This window comes from Nostoc sp., from assembly GCF_036917975.1.
GTDB lineage: Bacteria > Cyanobacteriota > Cyanobacteriia > Cyanobacteriales > Nostocaceae > Nostoc.
Genome location: NZ_JBALEJ010000095.1, coordinates 36,670 through 53,083, shown reverse-complemented (window position 1 = coordinate 53,083; position 16,414 = coordinate 36,670). Strand labels below are relative to the sequence as shown.

At 42.0% G+C, this 16,414-nt stretch carries 12 protein-coding genes, 1 tRNA gene and 1 pseudogene; 8 read left to right on the top strand and 6 right to left on the bottom strand.

The window, feature by feature from the left end:
* Positions 1-433: 433 nt before the first annotated feature.
* Both V7K76_RS29520 and V7K76_RS29515 read left to right on the top strand, forming a co-directional pair.
* Complete coding sequence (locus tag V7K76_RS29520; RefSeq protein ID WP_334777391.1) at positions 434-1,309, top strand: MBL fold metallo-hydrolase; 876 nt, start codon at positions 434-436, stop codon at positions 1,307-1,309.
* A 143-nt stretch (positions 1,310-1,452) separates the two neighbouring features.
* Positions 1,453-1,635 (top strand): annotated as a pseudogene (locus V7K76_RS29515) (dihydroxyacetone kinase); the annotation flags it as partial.
* A 218-nt stretch (positions 1,636-1,853) separates the two neighbouring features.
* On the opposite strand, the gene V7K76_RS29510 reads toward V7K76_RS29515, so the two are convergent.
* Together V7K76_RS29510 and V7K76_RS29505 are read right to left on the bottom strand one after the other, a co-directional pair.
* Positions 1,854-2,474 carry a hypothetical protein gene (locus V7K76_RS29510; protein WP_334777390.1) on the bottom strand — a complete coding sequence of 207 codons (621 nt, stop codon included), beginning with the start codon at positions 2,472-2,474 and terminating at the stop codon, positions 1,854-1,856.
* Positions 2,475-2,776: 302 nt separating this feature from the next.
* Positions 2,777-5,083, bottom strand: a complete 2,307-nt coding sequence (locus V7K76_RS29505) for an IMS domain-containing protein (RefSeq protein ID WP_334777389.1) — start codon at positions 5,081-5,083, stop codon at positions 2,777-2,779.
* Between the two features lie 888 nt (positions 5,084-5,971).
* On the opposite strand from V7K76_RS29505, the gene pdhA reads away from it, so the two are divergent.
* The 6 genes from pdhA (at position 5,972) to V7K76_RS29475 (ending at position 10,439) form a co-directional block, all read left to right on the top strand.
* Positions 5,972-7,006 carry a pyruvate dehydrogenase (acetyl-transferring) E1 component subunit alpha gene (pdhA, locus tag V7K76_RS29500; RefSeq protein ID WP_334777388.1) on the top strand — a complete coding sequence of 345 codons (1,035 nt, stop codon included), beginning with the start codon at positions 5,972-5,974 and terminating at the stop codon, positions 7,004-7,006.
* 161 nt (positions 7,007-7,167) lie between these two features.
* Positions 7,168-8,040, top strand: a complete 873-nt coding sequence (locus V7K76_RS29495) for an aldose epimerase family protein (RefSeq protein ID WP_334777386.1) — start codon at positions 7,168-7,170, stop codon at positions 8,038-8,040.
* Positions 8,041-8,215: 175 nt separating this feature from the next.
* Positions 8,216-8,287, top strand: a tRNA-Lys gene (locus V7K76_RS29490).
* Between the two features lie 323 nt (positions 8,288-8,610).
* Positions 8,611-9,690 (top strand): class II fructose-bisphosphate aldolase, encoded by a 1,080-nt coding sequence (gene fba, locus V7K76_RS29485; protein WP_094346179.1) that lies wholly within the window; start codon positions 8,611-8,613, stop codon positions 9,688-9,690.
* 53 nt (positions 9,691-9,743) lie between these two features.
* Positions 9,744-9,890 (top strand): hypothetical protein, encoded by a 147-nt coding sequence (locus tag V7K76_RS29480; RefSeq protein ID WP_334777385.1) that lies wholly within the window; start codon positions 9,744-9,746, stop codon positions 9,888-9,890.
* 177 nt (positions 9,891-10,067) lie between these two features.
* Positions 10,068-10,439 carry a DUF2237 family protein gene (locus V7K76_RS29475; protein ID WP_334777383.1) on the top strand — a complete coding sequence of 124 codons (372 nt, stop codon included), beginning with the start codon at positions 10,068-10,070 and terminating at the stop codon, positions 10,437-10,439.
* Positions 10,440-10,534: 95 nt separating this feature from the next.
* Here the strand turns inward: V7K76_RS29475 and V7K76_RS29470 are convergent, their stop codons facing one another.
* The 4 genes from V7K76_RS29470 to V7K76_RS29455 all read right to left on the bottom strand — a co-directional run bounded on the left by V7K76_RS29470 (position 10,535) and on the right by V7K76_RS29455 (position 16,405).
* Positions 10,535-12,655, bottom strand: coding sequence for a hybrid sensor histidine kinase/response regulator (locus tag V7K76_RS29470; protein ID WP_334777381.1), 2,121 nt, complete (start codon positions 12,653-12,655; stop codon positions 10,535-10,537).
* Between the two features lie 4 nt (positions 12,656-12,659).
* Positions 12,660-13,232, bottom strand: coding sequence for a chemotaxis protein CheB (locus tag V7K76_RS29465; protein WP_334777380.1), 573 nt, complete (start codon positions 13,230-13,232; stop codon positions 12,660-12,662).
* Positions 13,233-13,468: 236 nt separating this feature from the next.
* On the bottom strand, positions 13,469-14,647 hold the full coding sequence (locus V7K76_RS29460) for an RNA-guided endonuclease InsQ/TnpB family protein (RefSeq protein ID WP_334777379.1): 1,179 nt from the start codon (positions 14,645-14,647) through the stop codon (positions 13,469-13,471).
* 240 nt (positions 14,648-14,887) lie between these two features.
* Complete coding sequence (locus V7K76_RS29455; RefSeq protein WP_334777378.1) at positions 14,888-16,405, bottom strand: ABC transporter permease subunit; 1,518 nt, start codon at positions 16,403-16,405, stop codon at positions 14,888-14,890.
* Positions 16,406-16,414 lie beyond the last annotated feature (9 nt).

Here is a 16,414-nt window from a genome sequence, read left to right as displayed (position 1 = left end):
CTACCATATTCATTAGGAGACCTCAAGCTTTGGTGTCGTTACCTTTATCTTGTGGTTTCCCTTTCTTTTTTGCTACCCCAATTCACATAAGCCGTGTTATACAAATGTATAATGGCTTCTGAAGAAGTTCTATGGCTTGCAGAAGCCATTTTTATGGCAATAATTATAAGTATAATATATTTATTAATACTTAAGTAAGTATTCGCTGGATTTGCAGTAAAGGGTAAAATTATCCAAATGCGATCGCAAAAATCCAAATGTATATTTTTACAACATCTTTATACTACAGACAAGCCTGTAAAAATTTGAGCCAACATCCAAGTTAATTACATCTAGCAACATTATGAGTAAAATCCACCTAAGTTACTTTTGCTAGCGTAGTGATATAGAGTTTATCGCTTCCCAGTAAGCAGCTGAAAGCAAAAGGATTAATATGGCTCATTTAAATCAGCGTCGTCCCCAAAATGTCAACGGCGATTTTTATGTAGATACTACCTGTATTGATTGTGATACCTGTCGCTGGATGGCTCCTGAAGTATTTTATGATGTTGATGACCAATCGGCGGTTTATCATCAACCAACCAATGAGGCGGAAAGATTAGCAGCGCTGGAAGCACTTTTAGCTTGTCCTACTAGTTCTATTGGCACAGTTGAGAAACCAAAAGATATCAAAGTTGCTCAACAACAGTTTCCCATATTAGTAGCGGAAAATGTTTACCACTGTGGCTATCATTCTGAAAAATCCTATGGTGCTGCTAGCTATTTAATTCAACTTCCAGAAGGTAACATTTTGGTGGATTCTCCCCGGTTTACGCCGCCTTTAGTGAAGCGTTTAGAAGAACTGGGGCCAATTCGTTATATGTACCTAACTCATAAGGATGATGTGGCAGATCATCAAAAATTTGCCGAGCATTTTCAGTGCGATCGCATCCTCCACACTGATGATATTACTGCGGATACTCGCAATGTGGAAATACAGCTAACTGATTCAGAACCATTTGCCTTGACACCAGATTTATTAATTATCCCAGTTCCCGGTCACACCAGAGGACAAACAGTCCTACTTTATAAAAATCAGTTTCTCTTCACTGGCGACCATCTCGCTTGGTCAGAAAGCTTGCACCAACTGGCTGCATTCCACGGTGTCTGCTGGTATTCTTGGTCAGAGCAGACTAAATCAATGCGTAACTTGGCTAATTACTCTTTTGAATGGGTGCTACCAGGTCATGGGCGAAGGTTTCATGCTGATCGAGAAACGGTTCGCCAGCAGATGCACAAGTGTATTGAGTTAATGGAATCTTTGGATTGACATTAAAAAATAACTGACTTTTCACGTTATCTAAAAAAACCTAACCCCCTTCCCGACGCGAAAAGCGGGAAAATTCTAAATCTCTCTCCTTTTAGGAGAGAGATTTAGAGAGAGGTCAAACTATATTGCATACAAACCAGCGATCGCTCCTTGAGGATACAGCATACAGCCGCATACTCCGTGAGTGGGATGAAGACAAAGAAGAATGGCTAGATGTAGAACTAACAAATCTCCCATTTGCCAAAGGCGATCGCTTGTTAGCTTTCGTCAATAGTATGGGTGGAACCCCGATTTCCGAACTGTATCTTCAAGTTCGGGTAATTAGTTATGATTCCCATCCATAGTCATTACACCTCACCTCACTACGGGGAGAGGTTCTTGATGGCTACTATTAAAAGGAAAATAAATTATCCAATATTGTGGGGTGGGCAACATGAGCGCCCAGTCTATAGGGCGGGCGAGACGCCCACCCCACAAGAGTTAATTGAATATTTTTTTATTTGTCAGTCCCTAAAGCCTTAACTGAACCGGATTGAAATAAAAACTATTTCTCTGTTTTTACTTTGAGATTCAGAAGTTGAAGTAGATTTTGAAGCTTGATATTATTCCAACTCAAAGCTACTGAAGTTTCAATAGTTAAATTTCCTTGTTTAAGGTTAGTAATCAAAGTAGAACCATTTTCAAGACTATAGAAAAGGTCATCTAAAAGCTGCAATTGATTTCGAGCAAGAGTATAGTAAAGCTTATCATTTTCAATTCTAACCTCTTTTGGTAAAGCTTCATTGGGAAGTTTACCTCCTAAAAATGTTTTCCAACCTGCAATGAGGTAACGATAAACAATGGATTCAGTATCAAATTCAGGGGGTTTCAATAAGCGAAGTTCCCCTTCAAGATAATCTTCATTAAGAGTTATTTTCTCAGGAGTAAAATGTAATTTTACTTGAATCTTATTGTATTCTATTGTTGCAATAAGTCCCTCTTCAGAGTGTGGTTTTAGACTTTTTAATTGCTCAACTCTAGATTCGGCTTGTTGACAGAGAAGTAAAACCATTTTTTTAGTCAAAGTCAACTGTTTAGCACCTGAGCTAAATATAATGTATTCTTCTAGGCTTCTTTTTAGAAATTCTCTAGACTCCTGAAACGCTGCTGCAATCTTTCCAAACATAATGCTCTTCGAGGAATATTTAGGCTTCCATTTATAAGTATTCCCACAGAATTCAGTGAAATCATCATAATCGTTTTGGGCGATTGGAAATCGCGGCTACACAAACTCTCGTCCGCCTACGCGGACTAACGAAAAATCAAGCTTCTTAACCCACGCAGGTAGAGTTTTGTCTGTATAACCAAGCCAGTGCGGTCTTGGGGGTTTCCCCATGAGCAACTGGCGTGCGACTTCTAGTCGCCAAGGCTAGTAATAATTTAGACTTTTAAAAGATCCTCTTATAGAAATAACTTCAAAATTCCAACTTATCTAATTATCTGATTAACAACAGATGCACTCTGAATACGCCATTTACCTCGTTCTCGAATCAAATCATACCTAACTCGCAAATTCTCGTTAGAAGACTTTTGAAACTGACCATTTTCATATAACTGTGTCGCTTCCTTCACCGTAGCTACCACTGCGGCACGATCTGCAAATAACTCAATTTTCTCTACAGATTCTACCTTCAGGCTATGATCGTATTTGCGATAGCGGTTGTCTGTCTTATCTTGTTGAGCAATCAGCCGCCATTGAGACAAAGCGGAACCAGTTAAAATATTCTCTAAATTATTAATCTTATGATTCGGCCCTAAAGCTTCGGCTTTGGTAGATAGCCAAGTCTGAATAACTTCTTCTGCCGTTGCATCTGTTAAAGGGCCATCTGTTGGTTGTGGTTTACTATCTGGAGGGGGAATAAGTGTTGGTGGTTCATTTATTTGTATAAACAACTGTGAAACAGGTGCAGTTCGTGTAGGAAAAAACAGATTTTTTAACCATCCAAAAGTTGTTGTGGCTAACACCCAGAAAACTAATAGACTCACCAAAGAAATAAATACTCTCCATACCAGCCGTGTTTTCCCTTCGATGGTGTTAGCAAAGGTTCGCCGCCGCCGGGGACGACGCGAATGAGGACGATTATCTGGTACACGTCCTCGGCTAGCAGATGGAGTCGGTTTTCTCCGGCGACGCTTTTGATTATGACTGGGTGCAGCACTTTTAGCTGAACCATTCAAATGCTCCTTTGTGCCTCTGCTCATCCGTTCAGCAGCAGGAACCTCTGATTTTACACTCTCTGATGAATTCCATATAGGTGGTGAGAAATTTGAATATTCGGGTGTTTCTTTTCTTGGTGTTTCTGGCAAATCTAGGTCAGGTATTCTGCTGTGATTAAATTTCCCTGAATTCCTAGTTGAATTGTTAGGGAAAGGCGAATTATTTGTCTGCGGCTTGGGAAAATATTGGGGGTTAATTACAGCCCATTCATTAGTTGTTTCTGCATCCGTTGGCAGTGCTTCTAAATAAGCTTGTACCTGTCGGTTCGCAAAGTAATCTTTTAGAAAAGCTTGCTGGTTTACTAAATCTCGAAAATGGGGAAATACTTCGTGTTGCAACCACTGTTCTGCATATAGACACAGCCCTGGTAACAAATCTGGAGAGTCTTGAGATTTTTCGCGAATAAAAGCTAAAGCTTCGTACTCTTGACTAAGTTCTAAAACACGGGTTGCTTCTTCAGTTTGTCCTAAAAGTAAAGCACATAGCGACTGTTCTAAATGTACATCTTGGCGCTTACCCAGACGTATGAGCATTTGCCTTGCTTGACGAATTAAAGCCGGTTGCCGTTGAGCAAATCCCCGTGCTATCAAGGCATAAACAGCTAAGTAAGTGGCAACAGCAGAATTACGTTTGCTTTGGGCTTCAAATAACTTGTGCTGTTCTGCGACTGTTAAGTGGTTGCGTAACTGCTGAATAAAACGCAGAAAGTCATCTATATTTAAACCAGAGTCATCATTGTTCGTGCCATCAATTCCGCCACGATCTTCTAAGAGATTTTGTAATAATTCTAAACCTTGGCTGCGTTCGGCAGTTTTCTCTTGAGGCAGTGCCAACAACTCCAAAATTCGATATGGCCGCAATTTGTAAAGATCCGCCTGAATTTCCGCCTGCACACTGGAGAACAACCCTTCGCGTACTAGCAGTTCTTGACCAGTTTCTAGAGATATAGCGGCATTTTCGTAGTGACCTTGTTGCCACTGTTCGCGACCTAATTCTAGACAAGCAAGGGCAACAGTGAGAACAACATCGGGATGTTCAGCACTTTCGTGTATTTCTTCGTCTGCTAAATTATTGCTTTTTCTTGCACTTGTAGCACTATTTTTATTTACCAGGTACGGACGACCTAGTTTTAGTACAAGTTCGTATTCCCCCAACTCCTGCAAAATTAATAAAGCGCCAACTAATTCGTCTTGGGTAATTTCGATACCCAGACTTTGGATGTCACTACCCCGTTTGGTGCTTTCTGGACGATTTTCCAGTGCTACTGCGGCAGCAGCAAGGTTATCAGGGTCATAGGCGTGAGCAAGATAAAGCTGATCGTAGGTACTGCGTTGTTTTGGATCTGATAAAACCACGTAAGCTTCTTCTATGAGTTGTTTACGAGAAGAAATTGCTGCCTGAGAATACTCACGTCGAGGCAATTGTACAATGCGATCGCTGTATGCCTGCCGCAATTGTTCTTCACTTGCCGCTAACGGTAGTCCTAAAATTCGGTAGTAATCTAGCGGAATTCGCACAGCCTACTTCCCCTGCACCGTGATCAACATAATTCACCTAGAGCGTTCCAGGCCTAATAAAACCGTGCCATAACAGTGCCGTATAGAATTTACTCTACAAGTGTATATTGCAACAACTTGTTTTGTACCTTCCCGAAATTTTGAGTCACATTCTAGTACTAATTTTTTGTTTTCGCCTAGAAAGCCTCAATTTTTTGTCTTATTTCTTAGTATTTTTGTTTAACACAACTATTATCAGCTTTCGATACCATAAACCACAACTACCGCTTTTAATCACGGCATAAATGTTGTGGTTGCAAGAATCTATTGATAATTGATTTTTTCGGGACTTTCCCAGTAGAGGGTAACAAAAATACCACTATTGGGGATTAGACCCTGATAACAGGAGAAGCAAATCATATCATAATTAACCTTTAATTACAATTATCGATTTGGGTACAAAGACTTTTGCTTCTTTTTTTTTGAAATTGTTAATGGATATGCAGAAAACAGCCTATCTTGATTGCTAGTCTATGAAGGGGAATATTTAGGAGTGCTGTACATGGATAGCAGGGCGTTTAGCCCGTGCTGAGTTCTGAGTTAGACGTAATACTTATGAATCTTTTTACTCAGCACTCAGCACTCGTTACTCAGCACTGTTTAGGTGAGAGAGAAAAACCCAAAGCGGTAAATATTGCCGTTAGAGTCAAATCCTCACGGGGCATGGGCTGAAAAGTTAAAAATCAAAAATTAAAACTTCAGCTATTCCCTAAGACCCTTTTTTGGTGCATAAATAAAGTTTGATTGTTGAGTCTTACAAACGCTAGCCTGTTAAAAGCTGAGTTGTTATCAGACCAACTTATTTTAAGACCGTAACTTTAAGTTGTACAACAGGGATACTCAAAAATAATGGTTCAAGAGCGTACTTTACCCACATTTAATCCTGCTACTACGCACATTACGAAGGAAGAAGGGTTACGGTTGTATGAGGACATGGTATTAGGACGCTTGTTTGAAGACAAGTGCGCTGAAATGTACTACAGGGGCAAAATGTTTGGTTTTGTCCATTTGTACAACGGTCAAGAAGCCGTTTGTAGTGGTGTTGTGCAGTCGATGCGACCGGGTGAAGATTACGTTTGTAGTACTTACCGCGACCACGTTCATGCTCTAAGTGCGGGTGTACCAGCAAGAGAGGTAATGGCAGAATTATTTGGCAAAGCCACAGGTTGCAGCAAAGGGCGCGGTGGTTCCATGCACATGTTTTCTGCCGAACATCGCTTGCTAGGTGGCTACGCTTTTGTGGCTGAGGGAATTCCTGTAGCAGCTGGAGCGGCTTTCACGAGCAAATACCGCCGCGAAGTGCTAGGAGATGAAAGTGCTGACCAAGTGACAGCTTGCTTTTTTGGCGACGGTGCAGCTAACAACGGTCAGTTTTTCGAGACACTAAATATGGCAGCCCTCTGGAAACTGCCAATTCTGTTTGTGGTCGAAAATAATAAGTGGGCCATTGGGATGTCTCACGAACGAGCCACTTCCCAGCCAGAGATTTATAAAAAAGCCAGTGTATTTAACATGGTGGGCGTGGAAGTTGATGGTATGGATGTACTAGCAGTCCGAGCCGTCGCACAAGAAGCTGTAGCCCGTGCCCGTGCAGGTGAAGGCCCAACATTAATTGAAGCACTTACCTACCGCTTCCGGGGTCACTCCTTGGCAGATCCTGATGAAATGCGAAGCAAAGCGGAGAAAGAATTTTGGTTCGCCCGTGACCCAATTAAGAAGTTGGCAGCTTATTTGCTGGAACAAAGTCTGGCGGATGAGCAAGAGATTAAAGCCATTGACCGTAAAATTCAGGATGTAATCGACGAGGCCGTTAAGTTCGCCGAAAGCAGCCCAGAACCAGACCCTAGCGAGTTATATCGTTTCGTGTTTGCAGAAGACGAATAAATTTTGGGGACTGGGGATTGGGGATTGGGGACTGGGGACTGGGGACTGGGAAAGAGTTATTTTAATCCCTAATCCCTAATCCCTAATCTCTCATCTCTAATCCCTAATCCCTAATCCCTAATCCCCAATCCCCAATCCCCAATCCTTTCAGGACTAAATTTGTGTTTAGCATTGCAGTTCAACAGCAACAGTACAAAACCTATATTCTTTCTGACGAAGCCGCTGGTTCTCAGTTGGAAGTCGTACCCGAACGCGGTGGTATCATCACTCGTTGGCGCATTCAAGGGCAAGAAATTTTCTACTTGGATACTGAACGCTTTACCAATCCTGAGTTGAGTGTCAGAGGTGGGAATCCAATTTTGTTTCCTATTTGTGGCAATCTACCAGATAATACTTACACTCATAACGGTCAAAAATATACTCTCAAGCAACATGGTTTTGCTCGTGAATTGCCGTGGTTAGCAACAGAACAAAAAACTAAAGATCAAGCTAGTCTCACTATCGTTCTGAATAGCAATGAGCAAACCAAGGCTGTTTATCCTTTTGATTTTCAGCTGGCTTTCACCTACGAACTCCAAGGTAATACTCTAGAAGTCCGCCAGCAGTATAAAAACTTGTCATCCACACCAATGCCCTTTTCGGCTGGTTTCCATCCCTACTTTCTGTGTGGTGATAAAACTCAGTTAAAGCTTGAAATTCCCTCTAAGCAGTATCAAGACAATCAAACTAAGGAATTTCACTCCTTTGACGGCAATTTTGACTTTAGCCGTGATGAAATTGATTTTGCCTTTGGACAGTTAACGAATCAATCGGCCACTGCGATAGATCGCAGCCGGAAGTTAAAACTCACCTTGGATTATGATGATTTCTCTACCTACCTGGTATTTTGGACAGTCAAAGGCAAAGAATTCTACTGTCTAGAACCGTGGAGTGCTACCCGTAACTCTCTCAATACTGGTGATAACCTGACTGTGTTAGCACCAGGAGCTAGCCATACAGCATCTGTAAGATTAACTGCTGATTTTAGATTTTAGATTTTTTTCGTCCTGCTACTTTCGCGGAGCATCTTGCAAAGAAGATAGTGGTTGGGGTCAATCCAAAATCCAAAATCCAAAATCCAAAATTGGTTGACTGCCAATTTTTTCTAAACCCCTTTACAAATCTACAGATGTTTGTGCTATGATGGCAAAGTTGCGAAATGCAGCGAAAGGGTCGCTAACTCAACGGTAGAGTACTCGGCTTTTAACCGATTAGTTCCGGGTTCGAATCCCGGGCGACCCATATAAAAATTTATTGGATGAAATAAAGGGGCGATCGCTCCTCTTTATAATTTTTAGTAAAAAGCATTTTGGATACTGGGCTACCAACGCTACTAGTTATAGGGTAGCTAAATGTACAGCAATACAGAGCAAGTCTGGGACATAGTACAGGAGTAGGGAGCGAGTATAGGACTTTTTTATAGTAACTATGACGTAAACTTTTTCAACATAGACACACGACACTAGTTATAATTTCCTATAAGTTGAAAAAACTCTTAAGATTTAGCGTAATCATTACGCTTCTCTCAGACCGATTAGCTGACAACCACATTAGGAGGATTATCTATGGCGCTTGTACCACTGCGGCTGCTGTTGGATCACGCAGCTGAAAACGGTTACGGCATCCCAGCTTTCAACGTTAACAATTTGGAGCAGATTCAGGCAATCCTGAAGGCTGCTGTCGAGACAGATAGCCCCGTAATTTTGCAAGCTTCACGCGGCGCTCGTGCTTATGCTGGAGAAAACTTTTTGCGCCACCTGATTTTGGCAGCAGTAGAAACCTATCCTCACATTCCCATTGTCATGCACCAAGATCATGGCAATGCGCCTGCTACCTGCTACTCAGCAATTAAGAACAACTTCACCAGCGTGATGATGGATGGTTCTTTAGAAGCTGATGCTAAGACCCCCGCTAGCTTCGAGTACAACGTTAACGTTACCCGCGAAGTTGTAAATGTAGCTCATGCTTTGGGTGTCAGCGTTGAAGGTGAACTCGGTTGTTTGGGTTCTTTGGAAACTGGTGCTGGTGAAGCTGAAGATGGTCACGGGTTTGAAGGTACACTCGACCACTCTCAACTGCTAACCGACCCCGATGAAGCTGTTGACTTCGTAGAAGCAACCCAAGTAGATGCTTTGGCTGTTGCCATTGGCACTAGCCACGGTGCTTACAAGTTTACCCGCAAGCCGACAGGTGAAATTTTGGCAATCAGCCGCATTGAAGAAATTCACCGCCGTCTGCCTAACACCCACTTGGTAATGCACGGTTCTTCTTCTGTACCTGAAGATTTGCTAGCACTGATTAACCAGTATGGTGGTGCAATTCCTGAAACCTACGGTGTACCTGTAGAAGAAATCCAAAAAGGCATTAAGAGTGGTGTACGTAAAGTAAATATCGACACCGACAACCGTTTGGCTATTACTGCTGCTGTCCGTGAAGCTTTGGCTAAAAAACCAGAGGAGTTTGATCCCCGTCACTTCCTCAAGCCTTCGATTACATACATGCAGAAGGTTTGTGCTGAACGCTATCAGCAATTTGGTACTGCTGGCAACGCTAGCAAGATTAAGCAAATTTCTTTGGAAGATTTTGCTGCTAAGTATGCTAAAGGTGAACTCAACGTTGTTACCAAAGCAGCTGCTAAAGTTTAATTTTGACAGCTAATAAATAAGGGCATAGCGCTGCTCATAGGTGTCAACTTAACGTGAAAGCAAGTCTAGAACTAGCTTTTAGATTGCCTCGTTCCCAGTCTCCGACTGGGAATGCTCGTCTTTGGGGCTGCCGCCTCTCGAACTCGCGGCAGAGCCGCCAGGAGCGGCATTTCCAGCCGGAGGCTGGAAACGAGATTTGAAAAGGGTTTTAGCTTAAGTTGACACCAATGAGCGCTGCTATGCTCGTGACATCTCCCACCACTGAACGGAGTACCGTTTCAGTGGGGGACTTACGGTGTAAAGTTAAAATTTACCCTCAAAACTCTAAACTATTGAGAGGTTGTTCAAATTCCTCAATGGTTTAGAGTGAATTAACTATGACAGACGCTAAAAATGTAATCGATGGAAACCTAGAAGCTTGCTGTACTTCTCCCGTAACAGGATTTTACCGCGACGGTTTTTGTCGTACAGGTGGTCAAGATTTCGGGTCGCATGTTGTATGTGCCCAAGTAACACCAGAATTCTTGGAGTTTACCAAATCGCGGGGAAATGACCTTAGCACAGCTGTTCCTGATTTTAATTTTCCTGGATTGAAGCCTGGCGATCGCTGGTGTTTGTGTGCTTCTCGCTGGCAAGAAGCTCTCGAAGCTGGTGTTGCCCCACCTGTAATACTTTCAGCAACCCATGCTAGAGCTTTGGAAGTGGTTTCTCTAGACGAACTGAAAAAACACGCTCTAACTTTGTCTTGATTAGGCATGGGGCATTGGGCATTGCTTATTCTCCCCCAGTCCCCAGTCCCCAGTCCCCAGTCCCCAGTCCCCAATCCCCAGTCCCCAATTCCAAATCAACTCACTGGAACTTCCAGAGGTAGTTCTAATGCATTAGCGATCGCAGCAATCAATTTATTAGGGTCAATTGGCTTAGATAAATGCTGCTGAAACCCTGCTGAAAGTACTTCCAAGCGGTCTTCCTCTCGCGTGTATGCTGTTAAAGCGATCGCTGGGATGCGTCCGCCTTTTTCTGGTTCTAAAGAGCGTAGTTTCCGAATTAGTGTATAACCATCTTGCTCTGACATGCCGATGTCGCTAATTAGGATATCTGGTTTTGTCTGTTCAAGTACTGCTAGGGCTTCATCAACTGATCCTACCGCAGTGGCAAAAGCCCCATATTCCTCAAACATAAAACTGAGAAAGTTACGGGTATCTGTCTCATCATCTACAACTAAAACTCTTAATCCAGCCAGGGGCGTAGATGCTATAGGTGAGGAAATTTTTCCTGTTGCTTCTCTATTTCCTCTATTGTCTTGTAGCAATGGTAGTCTCACCGTAAAGGTTGCTCCTTGTCCACTACCTGAACTTTGGGCAAGGATTGTACCCTTATGCAGTTCTACTAGATGACGGACGATCGCGAGTCCTAGTCCTAAGCCATTGTGCGATCGCGTTGTGGTACTGTCTGCTTGGCGAAAACGCTCAAATACTTTGGGTAAAAACTCGGAACTGATACCAATGCCTGTATCGATAACTTGGATTTGAGCATACTGGGATTTTGAATTTGGAATTTGGGATCTTAGATTACTGTTTTCATCAGTATTTGAAGATTCTAAATTTTCACTATCAGATCCCAATCCAAAATCTGAAATCGAAAATCCAAAATAAGTTGACAGCTTAACTTCCACTCTGCCACCTTTTGGGGTAAATTTAATGGCATTAGTTAGTAGATTCCAAACTATTTGCTGTAAACGGGCTGGATCGCCATAAACTGACCCGACCGTTGTATCCAGCACAGTATTTAATTGAATATCTTTTGTTTCCGCTAGGGGACGCACTGCCTCTAAGGCTGCCTCCATTACCGAGATTAGATTCACCGCAGATACGTTTAACCGCAACTGACCGCGAATGATTCGGGATACATCCAAGATATCTTCAATTAGCTGCATCTGAGATATGGCGTTGCGTTCGATCGCTTCCAAGGCGCGGGAAGTGGCTTTGTCATCAAGTTTCTTGGCGCGAAGGATTTTTGACCAGCCCAGCATCGAGGTTAGGGGTGTACGGAGTTCGTGGGAGAGAACAGCCAGAAACTCATCTTTCATCCGATTTGCGGCTTCTGCTTCTTGTCTAGCGGTCTGTTCTCGAATTACTTGGGCGCGGACTTCTTCTGCTTGTTTGCGTTCAGTAATATCTTCAAGAGTGCCTACATAACCCAGTAATTCTCCTTGACTGGAAAGCATCGGTGATGAGCGGACTTGAACCCAACGGATGCTAGCTTGAGCAGTTTGAAAGCGAAATTCTTCTGAGTAGTCCCGACCTTCATAAATGTAAGCAGACCAACTGGCGATCGCTCGTTCTCTATCTTCTGGATGAACAGATTCCAACCATCTCTTTTCTAAACTCTCTGACGCTTTCAAACCACAAATTGCCTGATAGCGGGGATTAGTATATTTACAGTTGCCTTCAGTATCAGTTTCAAAAATCCCGACTGGTGAGCAGGTACTTAGCGATCGGAATCGTTCTTCACTTTGTCTGAGTTCAGTATTGACAGCTACCAGCTGCGCTGCTTGTTGCTTGACGGCTTCTGTTTTCTTAAAAAGTTCTACGAATACTGTGACTTTAGAAGTCAAGATATTGGGGTCTAATGGTTTGAGCAAATAATCAACTGCACCCAAGGCATAGCCTTTAAACAGCATTTGGTCGCTGGTGCTAAAAGCGGTGAGAAAGATAATTGGAGTGTGACGCGATCGCCCCCGATTGCGAATTAGGGTAGCAGTTTCAAAGCCATCCATCCCAGGCATTTGCACATCCAGCAAAATCACTGCAAAGTCTTGATGCAGCAGACACCGCAAAGCTTCTTCCCCAGAAGTAGCTCTCACAAGATTTTCCCCTAGTTTTTCTAGGATTGCCTCTAGTGCCAACAAATTTTCTAGTTTATCATCCACTAGGAGGATGTTGACTTTGGGTTCCATCTGCATCGGTTTATTTCTGTGATGAATGACAAAGTTTAACCATCTGGGAAGCAATGTTTGAGAGTGTCAAAATCCAGTCTACTGTAACAGCAGAAATTGCTGCTTCTGGCATAATGTCGCTCTCAGCTGTGGTAGGTTCTTGTACAATAGTAATTCCTCCCCGCGCTTTTATTTTCTTAAGACCCTGCATACCATCTTGGTTTGCTCCTGTCAATATTACACCAATAACTTGCTCTGTGTAGACATCGGCTGCCGATTCAAACAGCACATCAATAGACGGTCGGGCATAAGAAACAGGCTCATCAGTCGAAAGGGCAAAGTGACCTGGTTCAACCAGTAAGTGATAATCTGCTGGGGCTATGTAGACATGTCCTGTTAGTATTTCGTCCTTGTCTTCCACTTCGCGGATTTTCAACAAAGTTGATTCTTGTAATAACTCCTGGAGGGTGTTACTAGACTCTTTGTGACGGTGTTGCACGATCGCGATCGGCACAGGAAAATCTACTGGTAAATTCCCCAGAATAATTTTCAATGCTGATAATCCGCCTAAAGAAGTACCAATTACTACAATTTTAAACGACACTTATTTCGCCCTCACACCTGCGGAATGTAGGTTACATAAATGGCAAAGGCTCTTTCATCCTGAATCAGTCAGTATTTTCTTGCTTCTTTGCTCTTACCAGTAACTCATGTTTAGGTGCAAAATCATTGCTATGACCAACAACAAGATTTACAACACCACAATGCAACCCCCAATTTTACCATTGATATGATAGCTGATTTGACGCTCCCACCCCTTGAAGGGGTGGGATTCTTGTTTCATTCAGCCAACTTACTTAAAGGAGTTTCCCCACTTAAGCAGAGGTCGTTCTGTCCACAAGCTTTAGATTCTGTGCGCCCCACAGTACTTTTAATTCCTTTGTTCAAAATCATAATTGCTGCATTGTGGTCACGGTGCATAACTGTTCCACAAGAATGGCATTTGTGAGTACGAGTAGATAAAGATTTTTTGACTCGTGTCCCACAAACAGCGCAGTCTTGTGATGTGTAGTGTGGCGAAACAGCTATCGCCCAAGTATTAAAAACTTGGGCGTAGTAGTCTACCCAGTCAGTGAACAATGACCATGATGCATCGCTGATAGATTTAGCTAAATGATGGTTTTTAACCATATTTTTTACCTGCAAGTCCTCATAGACTACCAAATCGCTAGATTGGACAAGCGCCCTTGCTGTCTTTACAGCAAAGTCTTTACGCTGTCTACTTACCTTGAGGTGTTTTTTAGCTAATTTCTTAACAGTTTTACGACGATTAACTGAACCTTTTTTGCATTTGGAAGCTTTGCGTTGTTTGCGTTTTAAAGACTTCTCTGATTTACGTAATAGTCTAGGATTTTCAACAGTATTACCATTAGAATCGGTGTAAAAAAATTCAAGTCCTACATCGATTCCAACTTGCCCACCGTCATGTTGATGTTGTTCTTTGCGTTCAATATCAACACAAAATTGGCAATAATAACCATCAGCACGCTTAACTATTCTGACACGCTTAATCTGTTTAATAGGGTAGAAACTCAGGTCACGAGTACCAACAAGTTTAAACTTTCCAGCATTAAAACCATCGCTAAATGTGATGTATTTTTTGTCAAGAGAAAGTTTCCAGCCTGACGTTTTATACTCTACAGAATGTCCACGTTTTTTGAATCGTGGGAATCCCTTCTTACCCGGTTTCTTCGCTTTGCAATTATCGTAGAAACGCTTGATTGCAAACCAAGCTCTATCAGCAGAAGCTTGACGAGCCATAGAGTTAAGTCTATCGGCAAAATCAAATTCATGAGCTAAAACAGCACAAAGTTTTTGTAAGTCATTCTTGCCAACATTTTTATTATCCATCCAGTGACTTAGAGTTTTGTTACGGATAAACAAAGCAGTTCTAATAGCTTCATCTATTGAATTGTACTGACTTTGTTTACCTTTTAACTTAGCTTCTAAGACTAACATCGTTCCGACCTATTGACGACAAATCTAATCTAGTACAATAAGGACATAACAACCTGAAAACTTTTGGGATTTTCAGGTTGTTATTGGTGGGCTTTCTGCTTCAATTACTGTAAATACCCATAACACGATAAAATACTCCAGTGCTATTGCAATTAGTATCATCTGGTCGAAAATATCTGTTAATAAAGAAGCTGTTTGTTCTCATCTATTGCAGTGCTAACACACCCTAATTAAAAATTATTAGGTATCATATTTCTTCTGGCTTTTAACTGGATTCATCCACACTTCTAAGCGACTAAATGCCTGTGAAGAAAGTAACGTCAAACATAAATAAACCACCGCGACACCTGCGTAAATTTCAAAGGCACGATAATTGTCAGCAACAATTAACTGTCCTTTACGTAGTAATTCCTCAAACCCAATCACAGAAACTAAGCTAGTATCTTTCAATAAACTGATAAACTCATTACCCAAAGGTGGAATCATCCGCCGAAAAGCTTGGGGAAAGATGACATAAATCATGGTTTGTATAGAACTTAAACCTAATGATTGTGATGCTTCTGCTTGTCCTGTTTCAATCGATTGAATCCCAGCCCGGACAACTTCGGCAATATATGCAGCGCTATTCAAACTTAAGGCAATTACTCCAGCAGTTAGGCGATCAAAAGAAAATGTCAAACCAAGTTCTTGCAAAATAGCAGGTAATCCAAAGTAAATCATAAAAATTTGCACCAACAAAGGTGTTCCCCGGAAAAAATCTACATAGGCCCTCGCCACCCAACGCACAGGCGCAATATGAGAAAGGCGAACAATACCAATTAGGGAACCGCCAATTGAACCAAATACTACAGAAAGTATTGTTAATTGCAATGTTACCAATGCACCCTGCAATAAGCTTGGTAAAGCCTGCAAAATCACGCCAATTGAAGTTAATATTTTAGGCGCACCAGGGTTATTTTGATTTTCAAATGGCGATTTAGTTGGTAATAGAGGTGGTTCAACTTTAAACCATTTCTGATAAATTTGGGAATAAGTACCATTTTTCAAAACCCTATCTAAACCATTATTTATTAATGCTAAATCCGGTGAATTTTTAGCTGTAGCAATCCCGTAAAACTCCTCCGTCAGCAATTGCTGTACGACTTTAATTCCCTGGAGATTGCCCGTATTAATTGCATATAAAGTAACAGGTGCGTCATTAATTACCGCATCAACATTACCATTAACCAATTCTTGTAAAGCTAAAGGCGCAGAATCAAAACTGCGAATTTGTACCCCAGGAATACTCTTAGCCTTTGCAGCCCCAGTTGTACCAATTTGTACTGCAATTTTTTTATTTTTGAGACTGTCAAAACCAGTAATATCTTGATTATCTGTGCGAATTGCGATCGCTAACCCAGCCTTAAAATAGGGGCGGGAAAAAGAAACAGTCTTCGCCCTCTCCTCCGTAATCGTGATCGAACTAATGGCTGCATCTACCGTTTTGGCTGCTAAAGCTGGGATAATGCCATCAAAAGGCAGACTTTGAAAATTAACTTTAAAGTTAGCAGCAGTAGCGATCGCATTCATCAAATCAATCGAAAAACCCTGCAACTCACCACCTTGTCCTTTAAACTCAAAAGGTGGAAACGCAGGTTCCGTAGCAACCCGCAGAGTTTTCCCCGCGCTAGAGTTCACAGCACAGCTAACCAGTAACAAACAGCTAAAACCTATAACTAGAAATAAGTGCAGCCAACGGATAAAACTAAATTTAGCCATATTATTTTC